The organism is Alcanivorax borkumensis SK2 (assembly GCF_000009365.1).
Classification (GTDB): domain Bacteria; phylum Pseudomonadota; class Gammaproteobacteria; order Pseudomonadales; family Alcanivoracaceae; genus Alcanivorax; species Alcanivorax borkumensis.
This window is the reverse complement of the sequence record NC_008260.1, coordinates 2,501,353-2,528,100: the sequence shown is the minus strand read 5'-3', so window position 1 is coordinate 2,528,100 and position 26,748 is coordinate 2,501,353. Positions and strand designations below refer to the sequence as shown.

Genomic DNA, 26,748 nt, shown 5'->3' with positions numbered 1-26,748 from the left:
CCGCGTTGTCCTCGCTGCTGTTAATCTCGCTCGATCAACCAGTCCGCGATTCGACCCCAGCTTTGTTTTTGGGCGGCGGCGCTGCCGAGGATGCCCATGTGCCCGCCATCAATGGTCAAAAAAGTTTTGTCCTTGCTGCGAATCAGGGGCTTCATGGCTTGGCTGCATTCTGGCGTCACGATGGGATCGTTGGCGCCGGTGATGTTCAGCACATTGGCAGTGACCCGGTCCAGGTGGCCGTCGGTTCCTTCCATGGGGAGCTGGCCATGGGCGACTACGTTGTCTGTCCATAGGTAGTGGACGATGTCCTGAATCACACCGCCAGGATAAGCCACCATGTCATCGAGAAAGGCCCCGTTGGTGGCATGGGAGGCGACGAATTCTCGGTCGTGCAGGTTCTTAATCAGGCTCCAGTAACCTTGCAGGCTACCTATTGGATTGGTGAATTTGAACGCGAGGCTGTTCACCCAGCCCGGTGAGCGCAGCAAGTTGGAGGGGACATTATGGATGCGTAGGCCGGTGCGGCTGCGGATCCACTTTGCCCGGCGGCTTAGTGCTCGGTACTGGCTGCCCAGCGAGCCGTTGCGGTGATAATCCGTGGGAGCCCCCACCAGCACTAGGTTGCTGATATCAGGGTCTTTGCCTAGGGCTGCGTAGCATAGGCTGAAGAGTCCGCCGAAGCTCCAGCCGTGTAGGCTCAGCTTTTGTTCGCCACTGTGTTGGCGAACATGCACCAATAGCTTGGGCAGATAATCGGCAAAGTAGCTGCTTAAATGTAGGTGGTTGTGATGCTTGCCTGGGCGGCCCCAGTCGACCATATACAACTCAAAACCTCGAGCACGTAGGTAACGGACCAAGCTGCGCTGGGGAAACAGGTCATAGATCAGCATGTTTACGGCGAGCGGTGCCACCAATACTAGCGGGGTGCGCTGAGGCGCTTGGCTGACGGGAATGACGGTGCCGTCCGCCAGAGGAATGGCGCTTTCTTTCAGTGGCGGGTAGTAACGCAATTTGACCAGACCGTCGTCAAACAGGGTCTGGTAGGGCGTTTGTTCTGCCTGGCTCAGTTGTTGAGCGTCAAACAGCCGAGCCCGGCCATTGTCTAGGCGTTGCCGCCAGGGGCGAGTTCGTTTGTAAACGGCCTGCTGTAGGGTGTTTGTGAGCATGAATTGCACCGGCAAAAGATCAACGGCCGGTTATTGTAGGGTAGATCCACGGGAGGGCAGTTGCCGTGCGGACCGGGGGAAGTGTCAGGGGGGATACTCGCCCGCCGCAATGAACGCTATTGCGGCGGACAAGGGGGTGGGGCGATCAGTGTTTGTTTTCGTTGGTATAAGCGCCAAGTTTGCCGCGCACTCGTACTTGGCTGCCGGGTTTCAGGTTTGGTGCAAATTTGGCTTTGCCTTCCGGGAACAGCATGACCACGGTGGAGCCCAGCAGGAAACGGCCTAGCTCTTCCCCTTTTTCCAGCGCGATGGGTTTGCTACGCAGGTAGTCGGTGGTGACCACTTGTTTGGGTAGCGGTGTGACCTGACCGCTGAAGACCGTCTCGATGCCGGCCACGATCATGGCGCCGACCAGAATCACCGCCATGGGGCCCTGTTCGGTATCGAAGATACATACCAGTCGTTCGTTACGAGCAAACAGGTTGGGTACGCCGTTGGCGGTGGCTTCGTTCACCGAAAACAGGTCGCCGGGTACATAGCGAGTTTCACGTAGGGTGCCAGTAAAAGGCATATGCACCCGGTGGTAGTCACGGGGAGAGAGATAGACGGTGGCGAACTGGCCGTTGGTAAATTCACTGGCTAGCGCACTGTCGCCGCCGAGCAAGTCATACAACGAGTAGTCGTGACCTTTGGCTTGGAAGACTTGATTGGCGCGAATAGCACCCAGTTGGCTCACGGCACCGTCCGCAGGGCTGGCGATATCGTTGCTCTCGCTTGCCTCTAGGGGGCGGGCATCGGCCTTCAGGGCTCGGGTGAAAAAGGCATTGAAGGTGGGGAATTGGTCCGCGTCTTCAATTTGCGCTTCCGATAGATCAATACCGAACCGTTTCATGAACATGTTGATGAAGGTGGTCTTGATCCACGGTACTTCGCTGCGGGCCAATATCCCCACCAGTCGAGACAAAGCATGTTGGGGAATAAGGTATTGAAGGGTAACGAACAGTTTGTCGCGTAAGCTCAAGAGTGACGTCCTTTAGCATTTTTCAGAAGGCGGAAATTGCCGCTAGGGGGCTCCGCCGTCAACGATGGGTTTAGGCACTTTTTTCTGCAGGGGTGTCCGGGTGGTTGCCCCATTCCGCCCAGGAGCCGGCGTAGCCACGCATGCGTTCAAAGCCTAGCAATTTGCCCACCAGCCAAGAAAAGCTGGATCGATGGTGGGTTTGGCAATGGGTGATCACTTCCTTGTCGCCGCTGATGCCCAGAGCCGCCAGTTCAGCACGGATGTCGTCCAGTGGGCGCAAGCGCAGGTTGTTCTGCTTGTCCATGGGCTCGGTCCATTCGTGGTGGCGAGCTCCGGGAATGTGCCCGGCTTTTTTAGCGAAGGCGCGCACGCCGTCGAATTCGTCCAGGGAGCGGGAATCCCAGATCACCACATCCTCATCCTGATAGTGAGCAAGCAGGTAGTTCAGATCCACTTCGGTGAGCGGATCATGGGCGCCCACCTGGTAATCGCTGGGGCTGGGCTCGTGGGCTTCGCTACTGGTGGCGTGGCCGTCCGCTAGCCAGGCGTGGATGCCGCCGTTCAGGTAGCTGTAGTGCTTGTGGCCGATGGCATCCAGGGTCCACAGTAGGCGCCCAGCCCAACCGCCACCTTCATCGTCATAGGCGATCACATGGGTGTCCGAGGTCAGGCCCAGCTCAGAAAAAAGATCGCTCAGCGCATCATCGGAAGGGATCATCCCCGGTGCCGGCTGGGCGCCGCTCTGCAATCGCTTGAAATCCAGATGAATAGCGCCGGGAACATGGGCCTGAACGTAAACGGGTTGTTTGCTCAAATCGAGAATGAGCAGGTTGCCGTCGTCAAGACGGTTGGCGAGTTCGGTGGGTTCGAGCAGCAGTGGCAGCATAGGCGATCAGTTGGCAGTGAGCAGTTGATGATTATTGACGAAGGCGTGCGCCTTCGTATCGGCAATGCCTTCATTATCCATTATCCGGGGTCTTTCTTATACCGTGGGGGCTGAGTGGGCCGCGATCAACTGTCGGTTGAGTACCGCTCGCGGCCATCCTCGTTCAAGGTGTCAGAAATCTGGTAGAAGTTGGCCAGCCGTTCTTCGTCGATATCCCCGTTCTGCGCCGCGAGGATCAGGGCGCAACCCGGTTCGTTGCGATGTGAGCAATTACGGAATTTACAGTAGCCTGCCAGTTCGGACAGTTCCCGGTAGCCGTGTAGCAAGTCGTCTTCACCAATGTGCCAGAGACCAAATTCTCGAATCCCGGGGGAGTCAATCAGCTGGCCACCGGTGGGCAGGTGGACTAGCCGGGCGGTAACCGTTGTGTGCTGGCCAAGGCCGGAGTTGCTGGAGAGTTCACCCACCTGCAAGTCAGCTTCTGGCAGTACGCCATTAATAAGTGAGGACTTGCCAACCCCGGATTGCCCGACAAAGACGCTGGTCTTGCCAGCCAACGCTTCGTGCAGTGGTGTGAGACCTTCACGTTGGTGGGCGCACACTTCCAAAACCGGGTAGCCGAGGTGGCGATACATGTCAGACAGTTCATCAACAAAGGGGCGTAGGGTGTCGTCGATCAGATCGGCTTTATTGAGCACTAGCGTGGCGGCAATGCCGGACAATTCCGCCGCCACCAGATAACGGTCCAGCAGCGAGCTGGAGGGGGTGGGCAGTGGGGCGAATACCACCAGCATTTGTTCCACGTTTGCGGCCACCGGTTTCAGGTTGCCGTACATGTCCGGGCGCTTGAGCACGGTGTCGCGGGGCTCAATGGCCACCACAACACCCAGACCCTCGCTTTTTGGCGGTTGCCAGATCACTTTGTCACCCACCACCAGCTGCTCCAGGGTGGCGCGGAAATGACAGCGGCGTGTTGTTCTATTTTCAGCGCCAGGGCCGTCAGCACTTTCCACTTCCACTTGTTGGCCGAAGTGGGCGGTGATGACCCCGTGTTGCTCATCGCCTAGATCATCCGCTACCAGAATCTCCTGCTGGTCGGTACGGCGGTTGGCGCGGTCGCGTTTTTCCGCCTGGATCTTTTCGATGCGCCAGCGCTGGCGACGATTGAGTTTGCGTTTGGCCACGGGTTTTGCGGTCCTGTGTTCGGGTGTGAGATCTGTTATGTGAATAGCGCCATGCTACCATGAAGCATCAACAGACCTTCACCCTGCGTAGCAAAGAGATGCCGAGCCCATGACCGACAAGCGCAATAATCTGATTTGGATCGATCTGGAAATGACCGGCCTGAGCCCGGAAAATGATCGCATCATCGAAATCGCCACTATTGTTACTGATGCCGAGCTAAACGTGTTGGCAGAAGGGCCGGTGTTGGCGGTTCATCAAAGCGATGCGCTACTGGATGGCATGGACGAGTGGAATACCACCCACCATAACAACTCCGGGCTGGTGGCCAGAGTGAAGGCCAGCACGGTGAATGATGCGGCCGCGGAGTCTCAGACTATTGCGTTTCTGGAGCAGTATGTGGAAGCGGGTATGTCGCCCATGTGCGGCAATAGTATCTGTCAGGATCGCCGTTTTCTGGCCAACTATATGCCGAAACTGGAAGCCTTCTTCCATTATCGCAACTTGGATGTGTCCACCCTGAAAGAATTGGCGCGTCGCTGGAAGCCGGACATCCTGCCGGGCTTCAGTAAAGAGAACAAACACCTGGCGCTGGATGATATTCGCGAGTCCATCGCCGAACTGGTGTATTACCGCGAGCACTTTATTGACGCTTGATCGGCGTCGCTGCATCGCGACCACAGAGTGAACCCATTGCTTTCCTTTGTGATCTCTGTGGTAAATCCTAGCTTGCTTGGTGCTGCTCCAGCGCCCACCGCACATGCTCGCGCACCGTTTCATCCGGGTAATCCAGTTTGTCCTTCAGCGCCTGTACGATTCCCTCTGTCGTGGGCGCATTGCCCAGCGCCACGGCAATATTGCGAAGCCACTTCAGATACCCTGCGCGGCGGATCGCCGAACCTGCCGTGCGCTCCAGAAATGCCTCTTCGCTCCATGAAAACAGTGCGACCAGATCACTGTCTCCCAGCCCGTGGCGGGGTTGGAAGTCACTTTCTTCCGTATGCTGGGCAAAGCGGTTCCAGGGGCACATGAGTTGGCAATCGTCACACCCGAAAATGCGGTTGCCTATGCCTTTGCGCAGGTCCTCAGGGATGCTGCCTTCATGCTCGATGGTCAGGTAGGAAATGCAGCGCCGAGCATCCAGCTCATAGGGGGCCACAATGGCGTCAGTGGGGCACACAGTGATGCAGGCTTTGCATTTGCCGCAATGGTCTTCCCCCGGGCTGTCTACCGGCAAGGCAATGTCGGTGTAGATTTCTCCTAGAAAGAACCAGCTACCCGCTTCCCGATTCAGCACCAGAGTATGCTTGCCCTGCCAGCCCAGCCCTGCTTTCGCCGCCAGCGGTTTTTCCATTACTGGCGCGCTGTCCACAAAGGCTCTGGCCAGTTCGCTGTCCGCAACGGCTTCGCGAATGCGTCCGGCTAGAATCGCCAGTCGCTTGCGAATCAGCTTGTGGTAATCGCGGCCCAGGGCATAGCGGGACACATAGGCCTTGTCTTTCTGCTGTAGCAATTTCACCGGTTGGGTGCCCGGGGGCAGGTAATCCATGCGCGCAGAAATCACCCTCAGTGTGCCCGGCTCCAGCTCCCCTGGCCGAAAGCGTTTATTGCCGTGGGCTGACATCCAGTTCATTTGCCCCTGGTAGCCCTTCGCCAGCCAGGCTTTGAGCTGTACTTCTTCGGCATGCAAATCCGTATCGGCAATACCGATCTGCTGAAAGCCGAGTTCGCGGCCCCATTGCTGGATTTGCTCTTTCAGTTGATTCAGGTCCATGACGTTTCGGGGCAGCCGGCTCTCGTGCGTATAATGGCGGGAACTGTGTTGCAGCGCTCCGGGAATACCGAGGCGCCCTTAATAACGCGAAGGATAACAGGTGACTGAGCTACCTGCTGCTTTATACACCGCGGCGCAAACCCGCGAATTGGATCGCCTAGCCATTGCTGCCGGCACCCCGGGTGCCGACTTGATGGAGCGAGCAGGGCAAGCGGCGTTCGATGCCCTATGCGAACGCTGGCCGCAAGTGAGCACATTGGCGGTATTGTGTGGCGGCGGCAATAACGGTGGTGATGGTTATGTGGTGGCTCGGCTGGCCGCAGAGGCTGGCCTGCAACCGCAGATATGGTTTACCTCTGCGCCGGATCAGCTCAAGGGCGATGCCCTGACCATGGCTCAGCGCTGCCAAGAGGCGGGCGTTCCCATGCAGGCGCTCACCGCCGACGCCTTGCCGCATGGGGCGGATCTGTTGGTAGATGGCCTGCTGGGTACTGGTCTCAAAGGCCCGCTGCGTGATGATGTGGCGATGTTGTTACGTGCCCTGAATGCCTTGTCGATTCCCGTGATGGCGTTGGACGTTCCTTCTGGGTTGAGTGCCGATAGCGGCATGCCCCTGGGCGCGGTGTTGCAGGCTGAAATGACCTGTACCTTTATAGGTCTCAAGCGTGGCCTACTCACCGGCGAAGGCCCTTTGCATTGCGGTGTGCTGCGTTTTTTTGACCTGCAGGTGAGCCGGAATATTTATGCTCAAGTGCAACCGGACAGTGTGAGTCCGTCTGCTGAACTATTGCAGCAGTGCCTGCCGGCCCGCCGAGTGGATGGCCACAAGGGCGATTATGGCCATGTGTTGGTGATGGGTGGCGATCACGGTTTTGCTGGCGCCCCGGTTATGAGTGCCCAGGCTGCGGCGCGCTGCGGCGCGGGCAAGGTGACGCTGATTACCCGCCCGGCCCATGTGGCGGTGGCGCTGATTCGGCAACCGGAAATTATGGTGCGCGGGGTGGATCAGGCACAAGAGGCCATCGAGTTAATGGACGCGGCCACGGTGATCGCCATTGGGCCGGGGCTGGGCCGCGACGCTTGGGGCCGGGAGTTGCTGGCGGCGGCACTGTCGGCAGGCAAGCCGTTGGTGGTAGATGCGGATGCATTGAACCTGATCGCCGGCCAGCCCGATATTGGCACTGCAGACTGGGTGCTTACCCCGCATCCGGGCGAAGCGGGCCGCCTGTTGGGCGTCACCGCCGCAGAGATTCAGCAAGATCGTTTTGCCGCGCTGGAAAGCCTTTGCGCCCGCTATGGTGGCACCGTGCTGCTTAAGGGGTTGGGGACCTTGGTGCAGGGTGACTCGGCCGCGGGGCTGGGCCGGGCACTGATTCGCGATGGTAATCCGGGTATGGCCTCTGGAGGCATGGGGGATGTGTTGACTGGCGTAATCGCAGCCCTGCGTGCCCAGGGGCTGAGTGGGTTTGATGCGGCTCGGCTAGGGGCTATGGTGCACGCCCGGGCAGCCGATGGTTGTGCAGCAGCGCAGGGTCAGAGGGGCTTGCTAGCCACCGATTTGCTCCCGGCCCTGCGCCAACAATTGAATTATGGATTGCCGCAAGGAGTCGGTCGCCAATGAGTGTGGAGTGCTACGCATTAGCGGATGAGGCGGCAACGCTGGCACTGGGGGCTGAATTGGGCCACCGCTTGGCGGCGGGCGGCTGCGTTTATCTTGAAGGCGATCTCGGGGCGGGGAAAACCACCCTGGTTCGCGGTATCCTCCGTGGCCTGGGGCATAACGGAGCGGTAAAGAGTCCGACGTATACTATTGTGGAACCCTATGAGATTCGGGGCGTCCATATCTATCACTTTGACCTGTATCGTCTGTCGGATCCGGAAGAACTGGAGTTGATCGGCGTACGGGAGTATTTCGATGCTGGCTCGCTGTGTCTGTTGGAGTGGCCGGAACGCGGAGCAGGCGTGGTGCCAGCACCGGATTTGACCATTACACTGGCCGTGAATGGCCACGGACGAAAAGCGACCCTGGAATGGGGTAGCGATTAAACGCCTATGACAATGCGGAAAACTGTAGCGGTAGCTTTTCTTTCTCTGTTGGCTTTGTGCTGGAGCTCACTGGTGTTTGCCCAGACCACGATTGATTCCGTACGCCTGCACCGGGCTCCGGATCACACTCGGATCGTATTCGATCTGCCCGGCCCGGTGGACCACAAGCTCGACAAGCTGGCCAACCCGGATCGTATTGTGTTGGATCTGCAGAACGCCGCTCTGGATTTTGATGTGAAAACGCTGGACTACGCCAGCAGCCCGATTGCCAATATCCGGGTCGGCAAACACACTGATAAAACCCGAGTGGTGCTGGACATGAACGAGTCCGTGCGCACCCGTACTAACCTGCTGAAACCCATTGAGCCCCATGGCTGGCGCTTGGTGGTTGACCTGTTCGATAAAGAGCTCACCACTGCGACCGCTAACGATAGTAAGCCAACGCCGGAAAAGTCGAAAAAGTCGGCTGAGCCCAAAGCCCAGCGATTAATGGTTGTGGCCATTGATGCCGGCCATGGTGGGGAAGACCCCGGTGCACGCGGGCCCAGTGGGGCCTATGAAAAAACCATTGTGCTGCAGATTGCCAAAAAGCTAGAGGCGATGGTGAATGAGAAAGCCGGCATGCGGGCGGTGATGGTGCGTGATGGCGATTACTATGTGCCGCTGGTGGAGCGCCGCAAAATTGCCCGGGAAAAGCACGGGGCGGATGTGTTCGTTTCTATTCACGCGGATGCTTTCACCGATGCCCGCGCCAATGGCGCTTCGGTATTTGCCCTGTCCAACCGGGGGGCCACCAGTGCTCGGGCCCGCTATCTGGCCAAAATAGCCAACGAGTCGGACCGCGTGGCCGGGGTGTATGAAGAAGAGAAAGACGACAGCTCGCTCTACAGTGTGCTGGCGGATCTGCAGATGAACGGTTCTATGGCCGGCAGTCTTTATCTTGGCCGGCAGGTGCTGTTGGAAATGGGTAAAGTCACCAAGCTGCATGGTAACCGCGACAAGGTGGAGCAGGCAGGTTTTGCGGTGCTTAAAGAGCCGGAAATGGTGTCGATCCTGGTGGAAACCGGGTTTATTTCCAACCCCACTGAAGAGCGTAATTTGCGCTCTTCAGCTCACCAGACCAAGCTGGCTCGTTCAGTGGTCAAAGGGATTGATGCCTATTTTCGTAGCCATCCAGCACCTAATAGCTGGTATGCCGCTCAACGACGGGAGCAGGGCGATGAGTATCGAATTCAGCCCGGTGATACACTGTCGGAAATTGCTCGGCAGTACAGTGTTTCTGAGCAGTCGATTCGTTCGGCTAACGGCATGGATGGCGATCGCATTATGGTCGGCCAGGTACTGAAAATTCCCCGTTCGTGACATTCCGCTTGCACGCAATACGCGCCATGCTGGCACGCTAATTTCCAAACGTGCTGGGTGCGGTGTGGCGGGTCAGATAATTTCCTAAAGGGTGTGTTTTGTCCAAAATTCAGCTGCTTGATTCCCGCCTTGCTAACCAGATTGCCGCCGGTGAAGTGGTTGAGCGCCCCGCGTCTGTGCTCAAAGAGCTGCTGGAGAATGCGCTGGACGCTGGCTCGGAATCCATCAGTGTGGATGTGGAGCAGGGCGGGGTGAAACTGCTGCGGGTACGCGACAACGGCAGTGGCATCGAGCGCGATGATTTACCGCTGGCTCTGTCGCGCCATGCCACCAGCAAAATCCGGGGGCTTGATGATCTGGAAGCCATTGGCACGTTGGGGTTTCGCGGTGAGGCTCTGGCGGCGATCAGTTCTGTCTCCCGGTTGAGTCTGGCCAGTAATGTGGAGGGGGAGCCGGAAGGTTGGCAGGTGACCGTGGAGGGGCGTGATATGGCGCCGTCAGTATCGCCGGCAGGGCATCCCCGTGGCACCACCGTCACCATGCGCGATTTGTTCTTCAATACTCCGGCGCGGCGTCGTTTCCTGCGCACCGAAAAAACGGAATTCAATCATCTCGAAGAGGTGTTCCGGCGCATTGCCCTGAGCGAATTCAATACCGCTTTTCGTCTTACCCATAACCAGAAAGTGATTCACCAGCTGCCTGCTGGGTTGGATGACACTTTGCGGGCAGCGCGGGTGGCCAAGCTGTGTGGCAAGGGCTTCATTGAGCAGGCGGTACCGGTGGATGTGGAGCGTGATGGTTTGCGGCTGCATGGCTGGATGGGGCTGCCCACTTTTTCCCGGTCCCAGGCGGACCTACAGTATTTCTATGTAAATGGTCGGGTCATCCGGGACAAGGTGGTTAGCCATGCGGTGCGTCAGGCTTACTCGGATGTGCTTTATCATGGCCGCCATCCAGCCTATGTGCTGTTTCTGGAACTGGATCCGGCCATGGTGGATGTGAATGTTCACCCCACCAAGCACGAAGTGCGTTTCCGCGAGCAGCGCATGGTGCATGGTTTCTTGTATAGCTCGCTGCACCGTGTCATTGCCGGGGTGCGGCCCGGCCAGGAACTGGCGGGTTCAGTGGCCGATGAAGGCGGGCCAGCTGCAGGGATGGATGCAGCCATGGCGCCGAGCCAGGGTAATATGTCGCTGACTTCGCCGACGGGCTCGGGGGGCTCCCTGTCTCATCCTCCCGGGCAGGCTTATCCTTCCACGGGGGGAGGCGTGTTCGGCTATGGCCAGGGCGCACGTCAGGCGGATGCTTATGGGGCGTTGGTCCGTGGGCATGTAGGTGAGTCGGCGCCGGCGGTAATGCCGCCGGCCAACGAAAATGAAACGGTACCGCCATTAGGGTATGCGGTGGCGCAATTGCACGGCATTTTTATTTTGGCGGAGAACGAGCAAGGGATGGTGGTGGTGGATATGCACGCCGCCCACGAACGGATTACCTACGAACGGCTCAAGCAGAGCTGGGCGGAAGACAAGGTGCGTAGCCAGCCGTTGCTAGTGCCGGTGTCGCTGGCGGTGTCATCCCGGGAGGCGGACTTTGCTGAGCAGCAGCCGGAGGTCTTTTCCAGGCTGGGGTTTGTGGTTCAGCGTGCTGGGCCGGAGACTCTGGTGGTGCGCGAAGTGCCGGCCCTTCTTCGTAATGGCGACAGCGAATCCATGGTGCGAGATGTGCTATCGGACCTGCTGGCCGAAGGCAGCAGCGAACGCATTGCGCAAAAGCTCGATGAGCTGCTGTCTACTATGGCCTGCCACGGCAGTGTGCGTGCCAATCGCCGCCTCACCATTGCAGAAATGAACGCGCTGTTGCGTGATATGGAAGCCACTGAGCGTTCCGGCCAATGCAACCATGGCCGGCCCACCTGGACCCAGATGAGTATTAAGGATCTGGATCGACTGTTCATGCGGGGGCAATGAACCATGACCGCTTGCACGCGACACCCAAGCAGGCAACACGTGGAGGGCACGCGGTCTTTCGCGTGTCAGCGTGATGCCTGAAGCGTCTCTGCCTATTTTATTGCTCATGGGGCCCACCTGCTCCGGTAAAACCGCGTTGGCGATTGAGGCGGCGCAGACGCTACCCATCGAAATTATCAATGTGGATTCGGCGTTGGTGTATAAGGGCTTGAATATTGGTGCGGCGCGCCCCACTGAAGAAGAGCTGGCATTGGCGCCACACCGGTTGCTGGGTTTTCGTGATCTTACCGAGCCCTATTCCGCTGCGGATTTTCGCGCCGATGCGCTCAAGCACATTGAACAGATCCACAACAACGGCAAATTGCCGTTGTTGGTGGGTGGCACGGTGCTGTATTTCAAAGCCTTAGTGGAGGGGTTGGCTCCGTTGCCGGAAGCGGATCCGGTGGTGCGTGCCGAGATTGCAGCACTGGCCGATGCGCAGGGCTGGCCGGCGGTGCATCAGGCGCTGGCTGAGGTGGACCCGGTCACCGCGGCGCGGCTCAAGCCCACGGATAAGCAGCGGTTACAGAGGGCGCTAGAGGTCTTTCGTCTAACCGGCAGACCGTTGGCTGCGTTTCATGCGGAGCATGATAAAACGCTAACAAAGAGCCGGGATGGATTAAGTCAGTTCAGCGGATTGCCCTATCCTGTGCTCAGCACGGCCCTAGCGCCGCAGGATAGAGCCTGGCTCCATGAACAGATTGCATTAAGGTTTCGCGCAATGCTGAATTCCGGTTTGCAGGAGGAAGTAGAGGCGTTGCGACAGCAGCCCCAATTGAATGCAGATTTACCCGGTATTAGGGCCGTGGGATATCGCCAGATGTGGGAATATCTGGATGGTATGTACGGCTACGATAGCATGGTGGAGCGGGGCATTATTGCCACCCGGCAATTGGCTAAACGGCAGTTTACCTGGTTGAGGAAATGGCCGGAACTACAGTGGTTCGACAGTAATGATCGGTCACAACGAGACGCTCTGTTTGGATTGCTTGCGAAGAACTGTAAATCTGTGTTTAGTTAGCTCTGAAAGCATGCGTTTTAGTTTATAATGCAATGACTGCATAGGTCTGTGGCATTGCTGGGAAGGTGTCGCGGCTATGGATGGGGCGGGATTCGGAACCTTTTATGCTGACTGTTGACAAAATTGGCCCGGTGGCACACTGGGTTGAAGCTGTGCTTGATTAGGCACGGCTTTGCGGCGGCATCGCGCTGATTGCCCGAAGTGTTGGGCGCTACTTTTTACTGTTATTTCAAGGAGATCTACCATGTCAAAGGGGCACTCGCTACAAGACCCTTTCCTGAACGCGCTGCGTAAAGAGCGTATTCCGGTTTCTATTTTCCTGGTAAATGGGATAAAGCTGCAGGGTCAAATTGAATCTTTTGACCAATATGTCGTGCTGTTGAAAAATGCAGTAAGCCAAATGGTATACAAACACGCTATTTCTACCGTGGTTCCGGCCCGCAATCCGCGCGCAACGGGCAACCCGGCTATGGCTGCGGGTGCTACTGCTGCGCCAGCTGCCGATGAAGGGTACGGCAACCAGTAACCTGTTTGTTTTATTCGCTTCATTATACAGGGCTGCCTTCGGGTGGCTCTGTGCGTTGTGCTCTGTCTTCTTTAGCTGACGTATTGAAATGTTACGTCAGCCACTCGTGCTGCGTGGTTTAGTGACCGATTCCAGCCCCTATCCTTTGGGAGGGGCTGGACGCTTGTATAAGCAGTGAGATGGCTAGAATCATGTTGTTCTTTCTCATCCAAGAAGAACACGATGCATTTCCTGCCTTTCCACCACCTTCCTGGTTTAAACTGGGGGTACCTGTCCCCATATCCGCATCCTATGGACTTATTTGATCGTACAGAACAAACACGCACCGAAGCCGGCGAGCGCGCTATTTTGGTTCATCTGGAGCTGCCTGATGCTATGGGGCGTGAAGATCTGGATGAATTCCATCATTTGGTGACCTCCAGCGGTGTCCTGCCTGTTATCCAGCTGACGGGCAAACGAGACCGGCCTGATCCAGCATTATTTATCGGCACTGGAAAAACCGATGAATTGGCGGCCATGGTAAGTGAGCACCAGGCTGATGTGGTGCTGTTTAATCATGCCCTTAGTCCGGGTCAGGAACGTAATCTGGAACGGGTAGTGAAATGCAGGGTGCTGGACCGCACCGGTTTGATTCTGGATATCTTTGCTCAGCGGGCTCGAACCCATGAAGGGCGCTTGCAGGTGGAGTTGGCGCAACTTCGCCACTTGTCATCTCGGTTGGTGAGAGGCTGGACCCACCTGGAGCGTCAAAAAGGCGGTATTGGCCTGCGCGGCCCTGGTGAGACACAACTGGAAACGGATCGCCGTTTATTGCGTGATCGTATTCGCGGAATCGAATCGCGATTGGAAAAAGTGCGTAAGCAGCGCGCTCAAGGGCGTCGCGCCCGGCAACGGTCGGAAACTCCGCTAATTTCTCTGGTAGGTTATACCAATGCGGGCAAGTCGACCCTGTTCAATGCCATTACTACGGGTGATGTGTATGTGGCAGACCAATTGTTTGCTACCTTGGACCCGACGTTGCGCAAAGTAAAAGTGCCGGGTGTAGGGCCGGCCATTTTGGCAGATACCGTGGGTTTTATCCGGCATTTGCCGCACCGGTTGGTGCAGGCATTTCGAGCCACGCTTGAAGAAACCGTGAACGCTAACCTGTTGCTGCACGTGACTGACTGTAGTGCGGAAGAGCGGGACAATAATGTGGTTGCTGTGAATGAGGTGCTGGAAGAAATTGGTGGCGATAAGCTACCGGTGCTGCATGTTTATAACAAGGTCGATAATCTGGACCAGCCTCCCCGACTGGAGCGTGATGAACACGGCCAGCCTTGGCGAGTGTGGGTTTCTGCGCAAACTGGCGATGGGTTCGATCTGCTGTTTGACGCGATCGCAGAGCGGTTGGCTGCTGGTTGGGTGGATTGCTGGGTGCGGCTGCCCGCTTCAGCGGGGCGTCTGCGCGCTCGTTTGCACGAAGCCGGCGAAGTGCTTGAAGAGCAAACCGGCAACAATGGCGATATGTTGCTGCGTGTTAATGTGAATCGGGTGCATTTTGAACGCCTGCTTCGCGAACAAGGTTTAAAAGAGGAAGAGCTGGTAATTCCGGCACCTGCGGTTGCAGCTGAGGACGCCCCTTCCTACAATTCGGAACACTCGACAAACGCGAGTCATCATTAGGCTGGAGCCCTTTGGCTTTGGCGGACTGGAGATCTACATGGCGTGGAATGAACCCGGCGGCAATAAGCCGAAGGACCCTTGGGGTGGTGGTGGCGACCAGGGGCCGCCGGACCTAGACGAAGCCCTGAAAAACCTGAAAGACAAGATTAATAATGTTTTCGGCAAAAAAGGTAACAAAGCCGGCGGCGGTGGTAGCCGCAGTGGCGGAGGGTCGCCTTGGCCGATGCTGGTTATCGCGTTGGTTATTGTCGCCATTGGTTATGGCCTGATGGGCTTTTTTCAAGTGGACCAGCGTGAACGTGCTGTGGTGCTGCAGTTTGGTAAGTTCGATCGTATCGTGGAGCCGGGTTTGAACTGGCGAGCGCCTATCTTTGAGCAGTTCGAGAAGGTGGACGTGGGGCAGAACCGTCGCTACGAAATTACCGAAGAAATGCTCACCAAGGACACCAATATCGTCAGTGTGACCTTGCAGGTTCAGTATCAGGTGCTTGATCCGCGCCCGTTCCTGTTGAAAGTGGCGCAGCCTGAAGAAATTCTGCAGCACGCTACCAGCTCGGCGTTACGCCACGTGGTGGGGTCGTCGTCTATGGATGATGTGCTCAAGGATAATCGTGAGGCGATCCGGGTACAGGTGCGCGAGCGCTTGGATGACTATTTAAACCGTTACGACACTGGCTTGGTGCTACGCCAAGTGGTACTGGATAAAACCGAAGCGCCGGATGCTGTGCGTGACGCCTTTGATGATGTGTCTAAGGCCAAGGAAGATGAAGATCGCTTCAAGAAAGAAGCGGAAGCGTACAGCAATGCAGTGATTCCCCAGGCTCGAGGTGAAGCTCAGCGGATAGAAGAAGAGGCGTTGGCTTATAAACAGCAGGTTATTGATGAAGCCAAAGGTGATGCCAGTCGCTTCACCGATTTGCTTACTGAGTACCGCAAGGCTCCGGAAGTGACTCGCGAACGTTTGTACCTGGAAACCATGACTCAGGTCTTCAGCAATACCAGCAAGGTAATGGTCGATGTGAACAAGGGCGACAGCCTAATTTACTTGCCATTGGACAAGCTGATGAAGAATAGCGACGGCAAGACCAAGGCTCAAAATCCCGGGGCTTCAGCGTCCAGCACCACCTCCAGCGCCGGTGCGGATGACGGCGGCAGCGGACGTAGTAGCGGCCGCAGCTTGTACAACAACCGTAACCAGGAGCTGCGCTAATGAATAATCGTGGATGGATGGCGCTACTGGCCTTGGGCGTGCTGGCTCTTTTGGCGATGGACTCTTTTTTCATCGTAAACCAGAAAGAAAAGGTCGTGCTCAAGCAGTTTAGTCGGATCGAGAAGACCGATATCCAGCCTGGTCTTTACTTCAAGTGGCCTATGGTGGAAGAAGTGGTGAAAGTGGATGGGCGTGCGTTGGTCTATGACGTACCTACCCAGTCTTTCCTTACCGCTGAGAAAAAACTGCTGAATGTTGATGCCTTTGTTATTTGGCGCATCAGTAATGTGCAGCGTTACATCGTTAGTGTGGGGGGCGGTTCTTCCAATCCTCAGGTAATGGAGCGCCGTGCTCGTGAACTGCTGGACCCTCGTGTGAACGAAGGCCTGCGCAACGAGTTCGCTTCACGTACCGTCTTTCAGGTGGTGGCCGGCGAAAGTGACGTGGAAAAGGTGGAGGGCGATACGGCTATCCTCCGTGACCCGACCACTGGCGAAACCGTGGAAGTGCCCACCGACCAACTGGATGAGTCGGTGTTGCGTGGAGCGGGAGCCGGTCAGCAAGAGGGGAGTGAGCCTGCTGTAGATAGTGTGGCCAATGATCAACGTGAGGCGTTGATGGATCAGGTTCGCGCTGAAGTAAACAAGTCGACCTTGGAAGATCTGGGTATTGAAGTGGTGGATATCCGTGTTAAACAGGTGGACTGGCCGGAACAGGTTCGCGGGCGAGTATTCGACCGTATGCGCGCTGAGCGTCAGCGAGATGCTGCGGCTCATCGTTCACAGGGTCGTGAAGAAGCGGAAAAAATCCGTGCCTCTGCAGACCGCCAGCGCACTGAAACATTGGCCCAGTCGTACCGTAAGGCTCAGAGCGCTCGCGGTGAAGGGGATGCGCAGGCAGCGGCAATCTATGCCGAAGCCTACAATCAGGATAAAGAATTTTTCCGTTTCTACCGTAGCTTGAGAGCCTATAAGGAAAGTTTCGATCAGCCGGAAGATGTGCTAATCCTGGAGCCGGATAGCGACTTTTTCCGCTACATGAAAGGGGCGAAGGGCGCGCCTTAATAGGGCCTTTTGTTCAAATAGCGTCTGGTTTGCCCCTGCGGCACCGGGCCTATCACAGAGCCCCGCCTAGTGCGGGGCTTTTGTTGTTTGTTTTATCGATTTGTGTTGGCAAACGTTGCTGGCGAGGCTCGTCTATCCTGAGCCTATCTGGCGCTGGAAGACCATGATAGAATGCGGCAACCGAGCCTGAGGGTTCGGTTTTTTTGTGGCTGTCTGGCGGGAACCATGGACGCGTTGTTAAATGGCGGAAGCGTGTTGATCAAAGCACTGTGTTTGGTGTTGGTCATCGAGGGTATTCCGTTGTTTCTTGCGCCTGGCCGAGCCCGTCGCGCGGCCCTTCAGGTGGCGCGTCTGGATAGTCGCCTGCTGCGAATTATAGGGCTGGCACTCATGGTATTGGGTGCGGGCTTGTTATTACTGATGCGGTCGTAAATGATGAATCAGGAAGAACAGTGGCTACTGCCCGACGGGGTAGAAGAGGTCCTCCCGGGTCGCGCCCGGGCCATCGAGCAGCTGCGTCGGCAGACGCTGGATCTGTATCAGCGTTGGGGTTACGAACTTGTTTTCCCGCCGTTGATTGAGTTTATGGAATCCTTGCTGAACGGCGGTGGCCGTGATCTGGAGAGGGAAACCTTCAAGATTACCGACCAGCTCACCGGGCGCCTGATGGGTGTTCGTGCGGATATTACCCCGCAAGTGGCGCGTATGGATGCCCATAGCTTGCGCCGTAACGCACCTTCTCGTCTTTGTTACTGCTCCAGCGCCCTGCGCACCCGGCCGGTGGTCGCCGGTGGCACGCGCCTGCCCTATCAGTTGGGCGTAGAGCTATTTGGTCACGCCGGTTCAGACAGTGATCTCGAGGTGATTTCCTTGCTGCTGGAAACGCTGGCATTGTCAGGCGTCGAGCAACAGGTGGTACTGGATTTGGGCCACGTGGGTTTGTTCCGTGGTCTGCTCGAGGGCTGTGATTTGAGCGAAACTGAGCAGAACCAATTGGAAGATATCTATGTGCGCAAAGCGCGGGTAGAGCTGGATTCTTTTATTGCCAGCCATGATTTGCCTGCGCCTGCGGCCAAGGCCTTGGCCGCCTTGCCTTGGTTAGCAGGTGGCGTGGAGGTGCTCAATGAGGCCCGTGCGTTATTGTCCCACTTCTCTGGCGCCCTAGCGGCATTGGATGAGCTGGCGGTGCTGGCCGATGTGCTCGGCGCTCGAGGGGTGCGGCTGCACCTGGACTTGGGTGAGCTGCGTGGTTATCACTACCACACCGGTTGCGTGTTTGCGGCGTACTTGCCCGGTGAGAGCGAGCCCGTGGCCAAGGGCGGTCGCTACGATCACATTGGTGAAGTATTTGGTCGGGCCCGCCCGGCCACCGGCTTCAGTGCGGATTTGAAGATGCTGGCTGAGCGTGCGCAATCTGCCGCGCTTACCGGTATTCTGGCTGAAGGGTCGCTGCAGGACGCCGCGTTCGCGACTAGGGTTGCGGCTCTTCGTGAGCAGGGCGAGCGTGTGGTGCTGGCCCTTCCCGGTGCAGATAATGATCCGGCTGAACTAGGGTGCCAGCGTCGTCTGGTTGCTCAGGCCGATGGTTGGGTTGTGACCGACCTCTAAAACCGAATTTCTTTTTTCCTGAATAGATGGCAGCAAGCAATCATGGGTAAGAACGTAGTCATTCTCGGCACCCAGTGGGGTGATGAAGGCAAAGGCAAAATCGTCGATCTGCTTACCGATCAGGCCTCATTGGTCGCCCGCTTTCAGGGTGGCCATAACGCTGGCCATACCCTGGTGATCGATGGCAAGAAAACGGTCCTGCACCTGATTCCGTCAGGCATTCTTCGTGAAGATGTGCAGTGCCTGATCGGTAACGGCGTGGTGCTTTCTCTGGAAGCCTTGCTTAAGGAAATTGGTGGCCTGGAAGATCAGGGTGTGCCGGTTCGCGATCGCCTGCGTTTGTCCGCCTCCTGCCCGCTGATCTTGCCTGTGCACGTGGCTCTGGATCAGGCTCGGGAAGCGGCCCGTGGCAACAAGAAAATAGGCACCACGGGCCGGGGCATCGGCCCGGCCTATGAAGACAAGGTGGCTCGTCGAGGCTTGCGCCTGGGTGATGTGTACCAGCGTGAGCTGTTTGCCGCCAAGCTGGGCGAAGTGATGGATTACCACAACTTTGTTCTGCGCAGCTATTACAATGCGGAGCCGGTGGATTTCCAGAAAACCCTGGATGACACCTTGCAGCTGGGCGAAGACGTTCGCAGCATGGTGACTGACGTGACGGCGGTGCTGCACGGCGCCCGTGAGCGCGGCGAAAATATCATGTTCGAAGGGGCCCAGGGCACCCTGCTGGATATCGACCACGGCACCTACCCTTATGTCACCAGCTCCAATACCACCGCTGGCGGTACCGCTACCGGCACCGGGTTTGGTCCTCTGTACCTAGATTATGTGCTGGGTATTACCAAGGCCTACACCACCCGGGTGGGGAGTGGCCCGTTCCCCACTGAGTTGTTCGACGAGAATGGCCGCTACCTGGCCGAGAAGGGGCACGAATTTGGTTCTACCACGGGCCGTGCTCGCCGTTGCGGGTGGTTCGATGCGGTGGCGCTGAAGCGCTCCATCCAGATTAACTCCATTACAGGCCTGTGCCTAACCAAGCTGGATGTGCTGGATGGCCTGGAAGAGATCAACATCTGTGTGGGCTACCAGGATGCGGCCGGCAACTCGCTGGAGTGTGCCTGGGATGCGGATAGCTACGAAGAAGTGAAGCCAGTGTATGAAAGCCTGCCGGGCTGGAGCGAATCTACCTTGGGGGTGAAGTCAGAAGATGATTTGCCGCCCAACGCCAAGGCTTACCTGAAGCGTATTGAAGCAATTACCGGTGCGCCCATCGATATTATTTCCACAGGCCCGGACCGTGTGGAAACCATTATCAAGCGCCATCCGTTCTCCTGAACCCGGCGCAAATGGAAAAGCGGCCCAAGGGCCGCTTTTTTTATGTCCGACGCTACGGTTTTTGTGTTGAACAAATTCTTCTTATCTCCGTGACAGATTTGTCATAAAAAAGCGCTTCACTGTTCGCCTCTGAAAACAATTCACGGGGAGAACGCTCATGTACCGGATTCCGTTTGCCAAAACAGCACTGGCTACCAAAGTCAGTGCTGTAACTTTAACTGCTATTCTAATGTCTGCCTGTGGTGGTGACAGCGATTCTAACGATCCTGCCGTGCCTGCGGACCCGGTTGGAAAAAGTCTTTCCTTTACCGCGGTGAAAGCCCCGGAAACGGATCTGGAAAAGCGTCAGATCCTGGCGTCTCCCTCCGTTGAAGTAGATGGTGAAACCTACGAGATCGGTTTCCATACCCTGCTGCGTTCCGGCGATGCGGTAAACGGGGATGTGGTCTTCGGTCAATTGGTAGACAAAATGGGGCAGCCGCTCTATGGCAACGACGGTAAGCCGAGTGTTACCGATTCCAATGAGCATACCTCCCTGTTGCCGATCGGTGATCGTTTGTTCTCCGTCTCTCAGATGGAAACTCGTCCTGGTGCCATGTTCCTGATGGAACTGGATCAGAACAAACAGACTGGCCATCTTTCAGTCAAGGATCTCTGGCAAATCGATCAGTCCGGTGTGGATGGTGGTTGGGTGCACTGTGCTGCCAGTGTGACCCCTTGGAATACCCATTTGGCTAGTGAAGAGTACGAACCGGATGCTTCCGAGCGTGACCCGGTAACCGGTGAAATTGATGGCTACTACGAGCCGATGGCAGATTACTTTGGGGGTGATCTGACGGCCATGAATCCTTACTGGTGGGGCTGGAATATTGAGATCGCCGTGGCTGCCGAGGGTGATAGTGCACCCACCAGCGATCTCGTCAAACATTACGCCATGGGCCGTCTGGCCTTCGAGCTGGCTTACGTAATGCCTGACGAAAAAACGGTCTACATGACCGATGATGGCACCAACGTGGGCCTCTACATGTTTGTTGCGGATACGGCCGGTGATCTGAGTGCGGGTAACCTTTATGCCACCAAATGGAACCAGACATCGGCAGCGGGTATCGGTGAAGCGGACCTGGAATGGATAAGCCTGGGCCACGCCAGCAACAGCGATATCGAAGCCCTATTCGCCAGCCCTGACGAGCCGGCATTTACTGATCTTTTCGAAACCGCGACCATGACCGGTGAGGATTGCCCGGATGGTTTCACGGCCACTGCATCCAATGGCAATAAGGAATGCCTGAAAGTAAAACCCGGTATGAAGTTGGCGGCATCCCGTCTTGAGACTCGTCGCTATGCTGCGTTGATGGGGGCGACCACAGAGTTTCGTAAAGAAGAAGGTGTGACTTTCGACCCGGATGGCGGCAAGCTTTATGTGGCCATGAGTGAAGTGGGGCGTGGCATGGAGGATAATTCTTCCAACGATCTGTCCACGATCAACCATGTTCGTATTGCCGAGGCCAATAAGTGTGGTGGGGTCTATGCCCTGGATGTTGCCGCCGATGCGGGCATCGGTTCTGATTATGTGGCGCAGAACATGAAAGGCTTGATTGCCGGTCAGCCTGCCAGCTACCCGGCTGATAGCCCGTTTGCCTCTTACTCCTGTGACGCTGACGGCCTGGCCAATCCGGATAATGTGACCTTTATCACTGGCTATAACACCTTGGTTATTGGTGAGGACACTGGTTCCGGGCACCAGAATGATGTGATCTGGTCACTGAATCTGGACCAGGTAGATGCGACGGATTTCTCTGCCGGTCTGACTCGTATCCAGACCACCCCCTACGGGTCGGAAACCACCTCTCCCTATTGGTACCCCAACGTGAATGGCTTCGCCTATCTGATGAGTGTGGTGCAGCACCCCTACGGCGAATCTGACTCCGGCAAGATCCCGGATGGCTCATTGGATCACCGTGCCTATACCGGGTATATCGGTCCGTTCCCGGCCATGGATTGAATATTAATAACGATAACGAGGAGGGCCGGGGTATCCCCGGCCTTTTGCTGCTATGAAAAAGATTTTTTTTATTCTGGGTATGTCTGCTTTGGTATGGCAGCTGAGCGGTTGCGGCCAATCTGATGCGTCGCAGGCGGAAAATTTGGGGCGCCTGTATTTGTCCAACCCGGCGGCGACGATTCCGCCACAGTGTTATACCAAAACCGAAGATGCCAAGGGGGTTGAGAGTAACCCCTGTTATGTCTGCCATACCGCCAGTAAAGAGCCGAATTTCACTAACGATCTTGATTTGCAGCTGGCCTACGATTTTGCCGGGCCCGCTACCGTCAATCGCTGGGAGAATCTTTTCGTTGATCGCAGTGAAGCGCGTGAAGCGATCAGTGATGAGGCGATTTTGGCTTATGTGCGAACCGATAATTATCAATCCGGGGGCGCGGTGCAGCTGGCCGAAACCCTGACAGGAAAATTGCCTGCGCATTGGGATGGTGATGGTAATGGACACTGGGATGGTTACGTGCCTGACGTGTCCTACCGCTTTGATGAGCATGGCTTTGACCTCGACGCAGAAGGTGAGCCGACGGGTTGGCGTGCATTGGCCTATACGCCGTTCCCGGGGGCATTTTTTCCCACTAATGGTTCTGCGGATGATGTGCTGATTCGCTTGGATTCTCCGTATCAACAGAACGAAAAAGGCGAGCCCGACATGCGGGTTTACCGTCTCAATCTGGCGATTGTGGAGTCGCTGATCAAGCGTGAGAGTGTGGCGATAGAGGCGGTGGCGGAAGCCGAGTACGGGGTCGACTTGAATCGCAACGGTGTACTGGATCGTGCTACTGAAGTGGTATTCGACTGGGCTCCCCTTGAAGGGCGTGAGATGGAGTATGTGGGGCTGGCCAGGGTGGCCCAGCAACAGGGTGCAGCGCCACTGTCAGCAGGGGCTTATCCGCTGGGCACCGAGTTTGTACATAGCGTCCGCTATCTGGATATTGCCGACGATGGCGAAGTGGTTATGGCGCCGCGAATGAAGGAGCTGCGCTACAGTCGTAAAACACGTTGGCTGACATATTTTCAGCACCGGGAGCTGGCGGATGATGAGCTCAAGGATGCCCATGATTTTCCTGATCGCATGGAGCCTGTCATCGGGGATATAGAGCGCGGGGTGGGCAATCGCCGTGGCTGGCGTTTCAGTGGCTTCATCGAGGATGACCAGGGCGAGCTGCGGCCGCAGTCGTATGAGGAGCTGGCCACCTGCGCCGGATGTCATGGGGCTGTGGGTGCGCTGACCGATAGTACCTACACCATGGAAAGAAAGCTGGATGCCAGTCAGGGGTTTCAGCGGGGCTGGTATCACTGGAATCAGAAAAGCCTGGGAGGTATTCCCGAGCCACAACGGGAAGATGGTCGTGGCGAGTATGCGTTTTACTTGGAGCAGGTAGGTGGAGCGGATGAGTACCGGTCCAATCAGGAGGTGCGTGAGCGTTTCTTTGATGAGGAGGGGGGCTTGAGGCCGGCCATGTTGACGCAACTGGAAGGTGATATCAGTGCGCTGGTGGTGCCCTCCGCCCGCCGGGCACTGGAATTGAACAAGGCATACCTGTCTGTCGTTGAGGAGCAGAGTTATATCCGCGGCCGCGATGCGGTGCTCGCCCCAATGGTCAATGTGCACAAAGAGGTGGAGGCCGGGCAGCGTACAGCCATAACCGAACCGGTGACCTATCGCTGAGACCGCGCAGCGTGCCTGCTTCGCAGATCTGTCGAGAGCGAATGGAGATTTCCCGTCGCAGGTTTACTTGCGGCGGGTAATCACAATCAGGGCCACGGTGACGCCAACCGCGGCGATCGGGAAAAACAGCAGGTAGCGTTTACGACGGGCTTCTTTTGCCCGGTGGGTATTGGCCTGCTCAATAGCGGGATGGACAGATTCGGTGGCCTGCACCGTATTGCCCGGTTCGGCGTAGGTAGCCACGGGAGCCAAGGCCAGGCCGCAGGCGAGGAAAAGAGCAGCGATCACGGGGCGAAGGAGAGTCATATTGACTTGCGCTATCAGTGATTGAGAGGGGCTAGGCCGGGGCTGAAACGAAAAAGGGCCCCCGCTTGGGAGCCCTCTTTCTTAATTGGTGCCGAGGAGAGGACTTGAACCTCCACGCCCTTGCGAGCACTAGCACCTGAAGCTAGCGTGTCTACCAATTTCACCACCTCGGCTTTGCTATGCATTGACTAAATTTATTAGCCGTTCATCGCGAAAGCGGGTGCATTCTAGTATATGATGGCCCAATGTCAAATTCCTTTTCAAAAAAACCTTCGATGACCTCAAAGAAACGCTATAGCGATCCCCATGCCGACCGAGAGGCGGAAAAGTACGAGAACCCCGTTCCCAGCCGGGAGTTGATTCTGGATGTGCTCAATGATCAGGGTAAGCCCCTGTCGTTTGAGCTGCTGGCTCAGCTGCTGGAAGTGGATGAAGAGGGGGAAGTCGGACTGGATCGTCGTATCAAGGCCATGCTTCGTGACGCTCAGCTGGTTCAGAACCGCAACGGTAAAGTCGGCGTGGTGTCTCGTATGGACCTTATTGCCGGTCGAGTGCAAGGCCATAAAGATGGCTTTGGCTTTCTGATTCCTGACGACAAAACGCAAGGCGACCTGTTTCTAGCGCCCCGGCAGATGGAAAACGTCATGGACGGTGACCGGGTGCTGGTCAGCAACGCGGGCTATAACCGCTTTGGCAAGAAAGAGGCCCGCATCGTTGAGATCACCGAACGGGTGGCCACCGAAGTGATCGGTCGTTATTCCCGGGAAGCGGGAATCAGCTTTATTGAGCCAGAAAATCGCCGCATTACCAAAGAAGTCCTGATCGAAGACAAAAACGGCATCAAGCCGAATCCGGGCGATCATGTCCGTGCCACCATTACCCAATACCCCAGCCGAGACCACCATGTATTGGTTCGACTGGAAGAAATTATTGCTACCCCGGACGAGGCAGGCATGGAAGTAGAAGTGGCGCTACGCCGTTTTGAAATTCCTCATGTTTGGCCGGAAGGGGTGGAGGCCGCCGCTGAGAAATTCGGTGACAAGGTTCCTCATGAGCCCAAGGCCCACAGGGTGGATCTACGTGATCTTCCGCTGGTAACCATTGATGACGAAACCGCCCGAGATTTCGATGATGCAGTCTATGTAGAGCGTCGTCCCCGCGGTGGTTGGCGCTTGATCGTGGCCATCGCCGATGTGAGTCATTATGTGCAGCCAGGCTCCGAGTTGGATCAGGAGGCGGCCAAGCGCGGCAACTCAGTGTATTTCCCCAATCGGGTGATTCCGATGTTGCCGGAGGCGCTGTCCAACGGGTTGTGTTCCCTGAACCCCCATGTGGACCGTCTGTGCCTGTATTGCGATATGAAGATTTCTGCCAACGGCCGCCTCACCCGGTTTATTTTCCGTGAAGGGGTGATGCGCTCGCGGCACCGTCTGACTTACAACAAGGTCGGCGCGATCATTGAAGAGCCTGAGTCCGAGCTGGCGCAGGACACCGTGGCCAGCCTGGACGATGAGTCCCTGGACATGATCTGGTCGTTCCATGAAATGTTCCTGGCCCTGCGCCGTCGTCGCGCAGAGCGCGGAGCCATCGATTTCGACAGCGATGACACCCGCATCATTTACGACGAGAACAAAAAGATTGAAGCCATTGTGCCGGTGCAGCGCAATGTGGCGCATATCATGATTGAGGAGGCCATGCTGGCCGCCAACATCTGTTCCGCTAAATTGCTGGAAAAAGCCGGTGTGCCGGCGCTTTACCGTAACCATGAGCCGCCCAAGGAAGAGCGCCTGAGCAAGTTGCAGCAATTTCTGGGTGGGTTGGGCTTGAGTATCGCTTGGTCGGAAGGGGCGGCGCCAAAGCCGTATGTCTTCCAGGACCTGCGCGAAGAAATTCTGGAGCGCCCGGATCGCAACGTGATCCAGACCATGATGTTGCGCACCATGAGCCAGGCCAAGTACGAGGCCGAGAACAAGGGGCACTTTGGGTTAGCGTACAAGGCGTATACCCATTTCACTTCGCCGATTCGCCGTTACCCGGATTTATTGGTGCACCGTGCCATCCGCTTCCTGATTCGCAGCAATGGTGAGCCGAACCACGTGGATAACCCTGGCAATTTGCCGGAAATCCCGCGTCAGAAAATCCTGCCTTATAACCAGGCGGATATGGTGGCCATTGGTGAGCAGTGCTCCATGACTGAGCGGCGTGCGGATGAGGCCACCCGTGATGTGGTGTCCTGGCTCAAATGCCAGTTCATGGAGGCACACCTGGGGCAGGTGTTTGAGGGTGCCATCAGTGGTGTGGCCAGTTTTGGGTTGTTCGTGCAGCTTAGTGATCTGCATATTGATGGCTTAGTGCATGTGGCGAACCTGGATAGCGACTACTACCACTTTGACGAAGTGAGCCTTACTCTCACCGGTGAAAGTACTGGTCGCCAGTTCGGATTGGGCGATGCGGTCACAGTCTGTGTGGCGGCGGTGCACACGGAAGACCGTAAGATTGACTTGCAGTTGGAGTCCTTTACCCCCAGCGGCAAAGGCCGGCCCAAAGCTGCCAGCAAGAAAAAGCCGTCCGGTGGCAGAGGCAAAGGTGGGCGCTCTGGGAATGCCGGCAAGGCAGAGTCGGGCCAGTCCGAACGGGAAAAGTTGGCCAAGGGCGATATCCCCAAGGCTAAGGCCAAGCGCAAGGGCCCGCCCCGCGGTAAAAAGGCCGCGCGCCGCACCAAAAAAAGCTAACGGCATTGCCCGTAGGGGCGTCGATTGGGTCGCGAATAGATTGCCTTGATGGCATTAATGCGCGGCTTAAGCGCTGCTCCTGCGTTTTGATTCCATTTTCACTGCGTATCGCG

At 56.8% G+C, this 26,748-nt stretch carries 22 protein-coding genes and 1 tRNA gene; 16 read left to right on the top strand and 7 right to left on the bottom strand.

Annotated features, from left to right (window positions below):
- Positions 1-20 precede the first annotated feature (20 nt).
- The 4 genes from ABO_RS11370 to rsgA all read right to left on the bottom strand — a co-directional run bounded on the left by ABO_RS11370 (position 21) and on the right by rsgA (position 4,257).
- Positions 21-1,166, bottom strand: a complete 1,146-nt coding sequence (locus tag ABO_RS11370) for an alpha/beta fold hydrolase (protein WP_035458898.1) — start codon at positions 1,164-1,166, stop codon at positions 21-23.
- A gap of 145 nt (positions 1,167-1,311) precedes the next feature.
- Positions 1,312-2,187, bottom strand: a complete 876-nt coding sequence (asd, locus tag ABO_RS11365; RefSeq protein ID WP_011589489.1) for an archaetidylserine decarboxylase — start codon at positions 2,185-2,187, stop codon at positions 1,312-1,314.
- A gap of 70 nt (positions 2,188-2,257) precedes the next feature.
- Positions 2,258-3,073 (bottom strand): sulfurtransferase, encoded by an 816-nt coding sequence (locus tag ABO_RS11360; RefSeq protein ID WP_011589488.1) that lies wholly within the window; start codon positions 3,071-3,073, stop codon positions 2,258-2,260.
- Between the two features lie 125 nt (positions 3,074-3,198).
- Positions 3,199-4,257 carry a small ribosomal subunit biogenesis GTPase RsgA gene (gene rsgA, locus ABO_RS11355; RefSeq protein ID WP_011589487.1) on the bottom strand — a complete coding sequence of 353 codons (1,059 nt, stop codon included), beginning with the start codon at positions 4,255-4,257 and terminating at the stop codon, positions 3,199-3,201.
- A gap of 109 nt (positions 4,258-4,366) precedes the next feature.
- On the opposite strand from rsgA, the gene orn reads away from it, so the two are divergent.
- Positions 4,367-4,912, top strand: coding sequence for an oligoribonuclease (gene orn, locus ABO_RS11350; RefSeq protein WP_011589486.1), 546 nt, complete (start codon positions 4,367-4,369; stop codon positions 4,910-4,912).
- A gap of 67 nt (positions 4,913-4,979) precedes the next feature.
- Here orn and queG read toward each other — a convergent pair whose 3' ends face one another.
- Positions 4,980-6,029 carry a tRNA epoxyqueuosine(34) reductase QueG gene (queG, locus tag ABO_RS11345; protein WP_011589485.1) on the bottom strand — a complete coding sequence of 350 codons (1,050 nt, stop codon included), beginning with the start codon at positions 6,027-6,029 and terminating at the stop codon, positions 4,980-4,982.
- A gap of 100 nt (positions 6,030-6,129) precedes the next feature.
- On the opposite strand from queG, the gene ABO_RS11340 reads away from it, so the two are divergent.
- The 14 genes from ABO_RS11340 to ABO_RS11275 all read left to right on the top strand — a co-directional run bounded on the left by ABO_RS11340 (position 6,130) and on the right by ABO_RS11275 (position 23,597).
- A complete protein-coding gene (locus tag ABO_RS11340) occupies positions 6,130-7,650 on the top strand; it encodes a bifunctional ADP-dependent NAD(P)H-hydrate dehydratase/NAD(P)H-hydrate epimerase (RefSeq protein WP_011589484.1) in 1,521 nt (506 codons plus the stop codon).
- A complete protein-coding gene (tsaE, locus tag ABO_RS11335) occupies positions 7,647-8,075 on the top strand; it encodes a tRNA (adenosine(37)-N6)-threonylcarbamoyltransferase complex ATPase subunit type 1 TsaE (RefSeq protein ID WP_011589483.1) in 429 nt (142 codons plus the stop codon). Before ABO_RS11340 ends, tsaE begins: the two co-directional genes overlap by 4 nt.
- A 6-nt stretch (positions 8,076-8,081) precedes the next feature.
- A complete protein-coding gene (locus tag ABO_RS11330; protein WP_011589482.1) occupies positions 8,082-9,437 on the top strand; it encodes an N-acetylmuramoyl-L-alanine amidase in 1,356 nt (451 codons plus the stop codon).
- Between the two features lie 98 nt (positions 9,438-9,535).
- Positions 9,536-11,404, top strand: a complete 1,869-nt coding sequence (gene mutL, locus ABO_RS11325; protein ID WP_011589481.1) for a DNA mismatch repair endonuclease MutL — start codon at positions 9,536-9,538, stop codon at positions 11,402-11,404.
- Positions 11,405-11,477: 73 nt separating this feature from the next.
- Positions 11,478-12,464, top strand: a complete 987-nt coding sequence (gene miaA / locus ABO_RS11320; RefSeq protein WP_041705056.1) for a tRNA (adenosine(37)-N6)-dimethylallyltransferase MiaA — start codon at positions 11,478-11,480, stop codon at positions 12,462-12,464.
- Between the two features lie 244 nt (positions 12,465-12,708).
- Positions 12,709-12,990, top strand: a complete 282-nt coding sequence (gene hfq / locus ABO_RS11315) for an RNA chaperone Hfq (RefSeq protein ID WP_007149110.1) — start codon at positions 12,709-12,711, stop codon at positions 12,988-12,990.
- Positions 12,991-13,281: 291 nt separating this feature from the next.
- Positions 13,282-14,655, top strand: coding sequence for a ribosome rescue GTPase HflX (gene hflX, locus ABO_RS11310; RefSeq protein WP_041705055.1), 1,374 nt, complete (start codon positions 13,282-13,284; stop codon positions 14,653-14,655).
- A 37-nt stretch (positions 14,656-14,692) separates the two neighbouring features.
- The gene (gene hflK, locus ABO_RS11305; protein WP_011589478.1) at positions 14,693-15,865 is read left to right on the top strand and encodes an FtsH protease activity modulator HflK; all 1,173 of its coding nucleotides are present in this window, start codon (positions 14,693-14,695) and stop codon (positions 15,863-15,865) included.
- A complete protein-coding gene (gene hflC / locus ABO_RS11300) occupies positions 15,865-16,929 on the top strand; it encodes a protease modulator HflC (RefSeq protein ID WP_011589477.1) in 1,065 nt (354 codons plus the stop codon). The genes hflK and hflC overlap by 1 nt, the downstream gene beginning before the upstream one ends.
- A gap of 225 nt (positions 16,930-17,154) precedes the next feature.
- The gene (locus ABO_RS11295; RefSeq protein WP_046962086.1) at positions 17,155-17,361 is read left to right on the top strand and encodes a DUF2065 domain-containing protein; all 207 of its coding nucleotides are present in this window, start codon (positions 17,155-17,157) and stop codon (positions 17,359-17,361) included.
- Complete coding sequence (locus ABO_RS11290; RefSeq protein WP_011589475.1) at positions 17,362-18,537, top strand: ATP phosphoribosyltransferase regulatory subunit; 1,176 nt, start codon at positions 17,362-17,364, stop codon at positions 18,535-18,537. It abuts the gene before it with no gap.
- A gap of 42 nt (positions 18,538-18,579) precedes the next feature.
- Positions 18,580-19,872, top strand: coding sequence for an adenylosuccinate synthase (locus ABO_RS11285; RefSeq protein WP_011589474.1), 1,293 nt, complete (start codon positions 18,580-18,582; stop codon positions 19,870-19,872).
- Positions 19,873-20,029: 157 nt separating this feature from the next.
- Positions 20,030-21,874: a PhoX family protein gene (locus ABO_RS11280; protein ID WP_011589473.1), complete on the top strand. Its 1,845-nt coding sequence runs from the start codon at positions 20,030-20,032 to the stop codon at positions 21,872-21,874.
- A 52-nt stretch (positions 21,875-21,926) separates the two neighbouring features.
- A complete protein-coding gene (locus ABO_RS11275; protein WP_011589472.1) occupies positions 21,927-23,597 on the top strand; it encodes an LptM family lipoprotein in 1,671 nt (556 codons plus the stop codon).
- A gap of 63 nt (positions 23,598-23,660) precedes the next feature.
- Here the strand turns inward: ABO_RS11275 and ABO_RS11270 are convergent, their stop codons facing one another.
- Positions 23,661-23,903: a hypothetical protein gene (locus tag ABO_RS11270; RefSeq protein WP_011589471.1), complete on the bottom strand. Its 243-nt coding sequence runs from the start codon at positions 23,901-23,903 to the stop codon at positions 23,661-23,663.
- 86 nt (positions 23,904-23,989) lie between these two features.
- Positions 23,990-24,076, bottom strand: a tRNA-Leu gene (locus ABO_RS11265).
- A gap of 102 nt (positions 24,077-24,178) precedes the next feature.
- On the opposite strand from ABO_RS11265, the gene rnr reads away from it, so the two are divergent.
- Positions 24,179-26,635: a ribonuclease R gene (gene rnr / locus ABO_RS11260; protein ID WP_041705053.1), complete on the top strand. Its 2,457-nt coding sequence runs from the start codon at positions 24,179-24,181 to the stop codon at positions 26,633-26,635.
- The last annotated feature ends 113 nt before the right edge of the window (positions 26,636-26,748 follow it).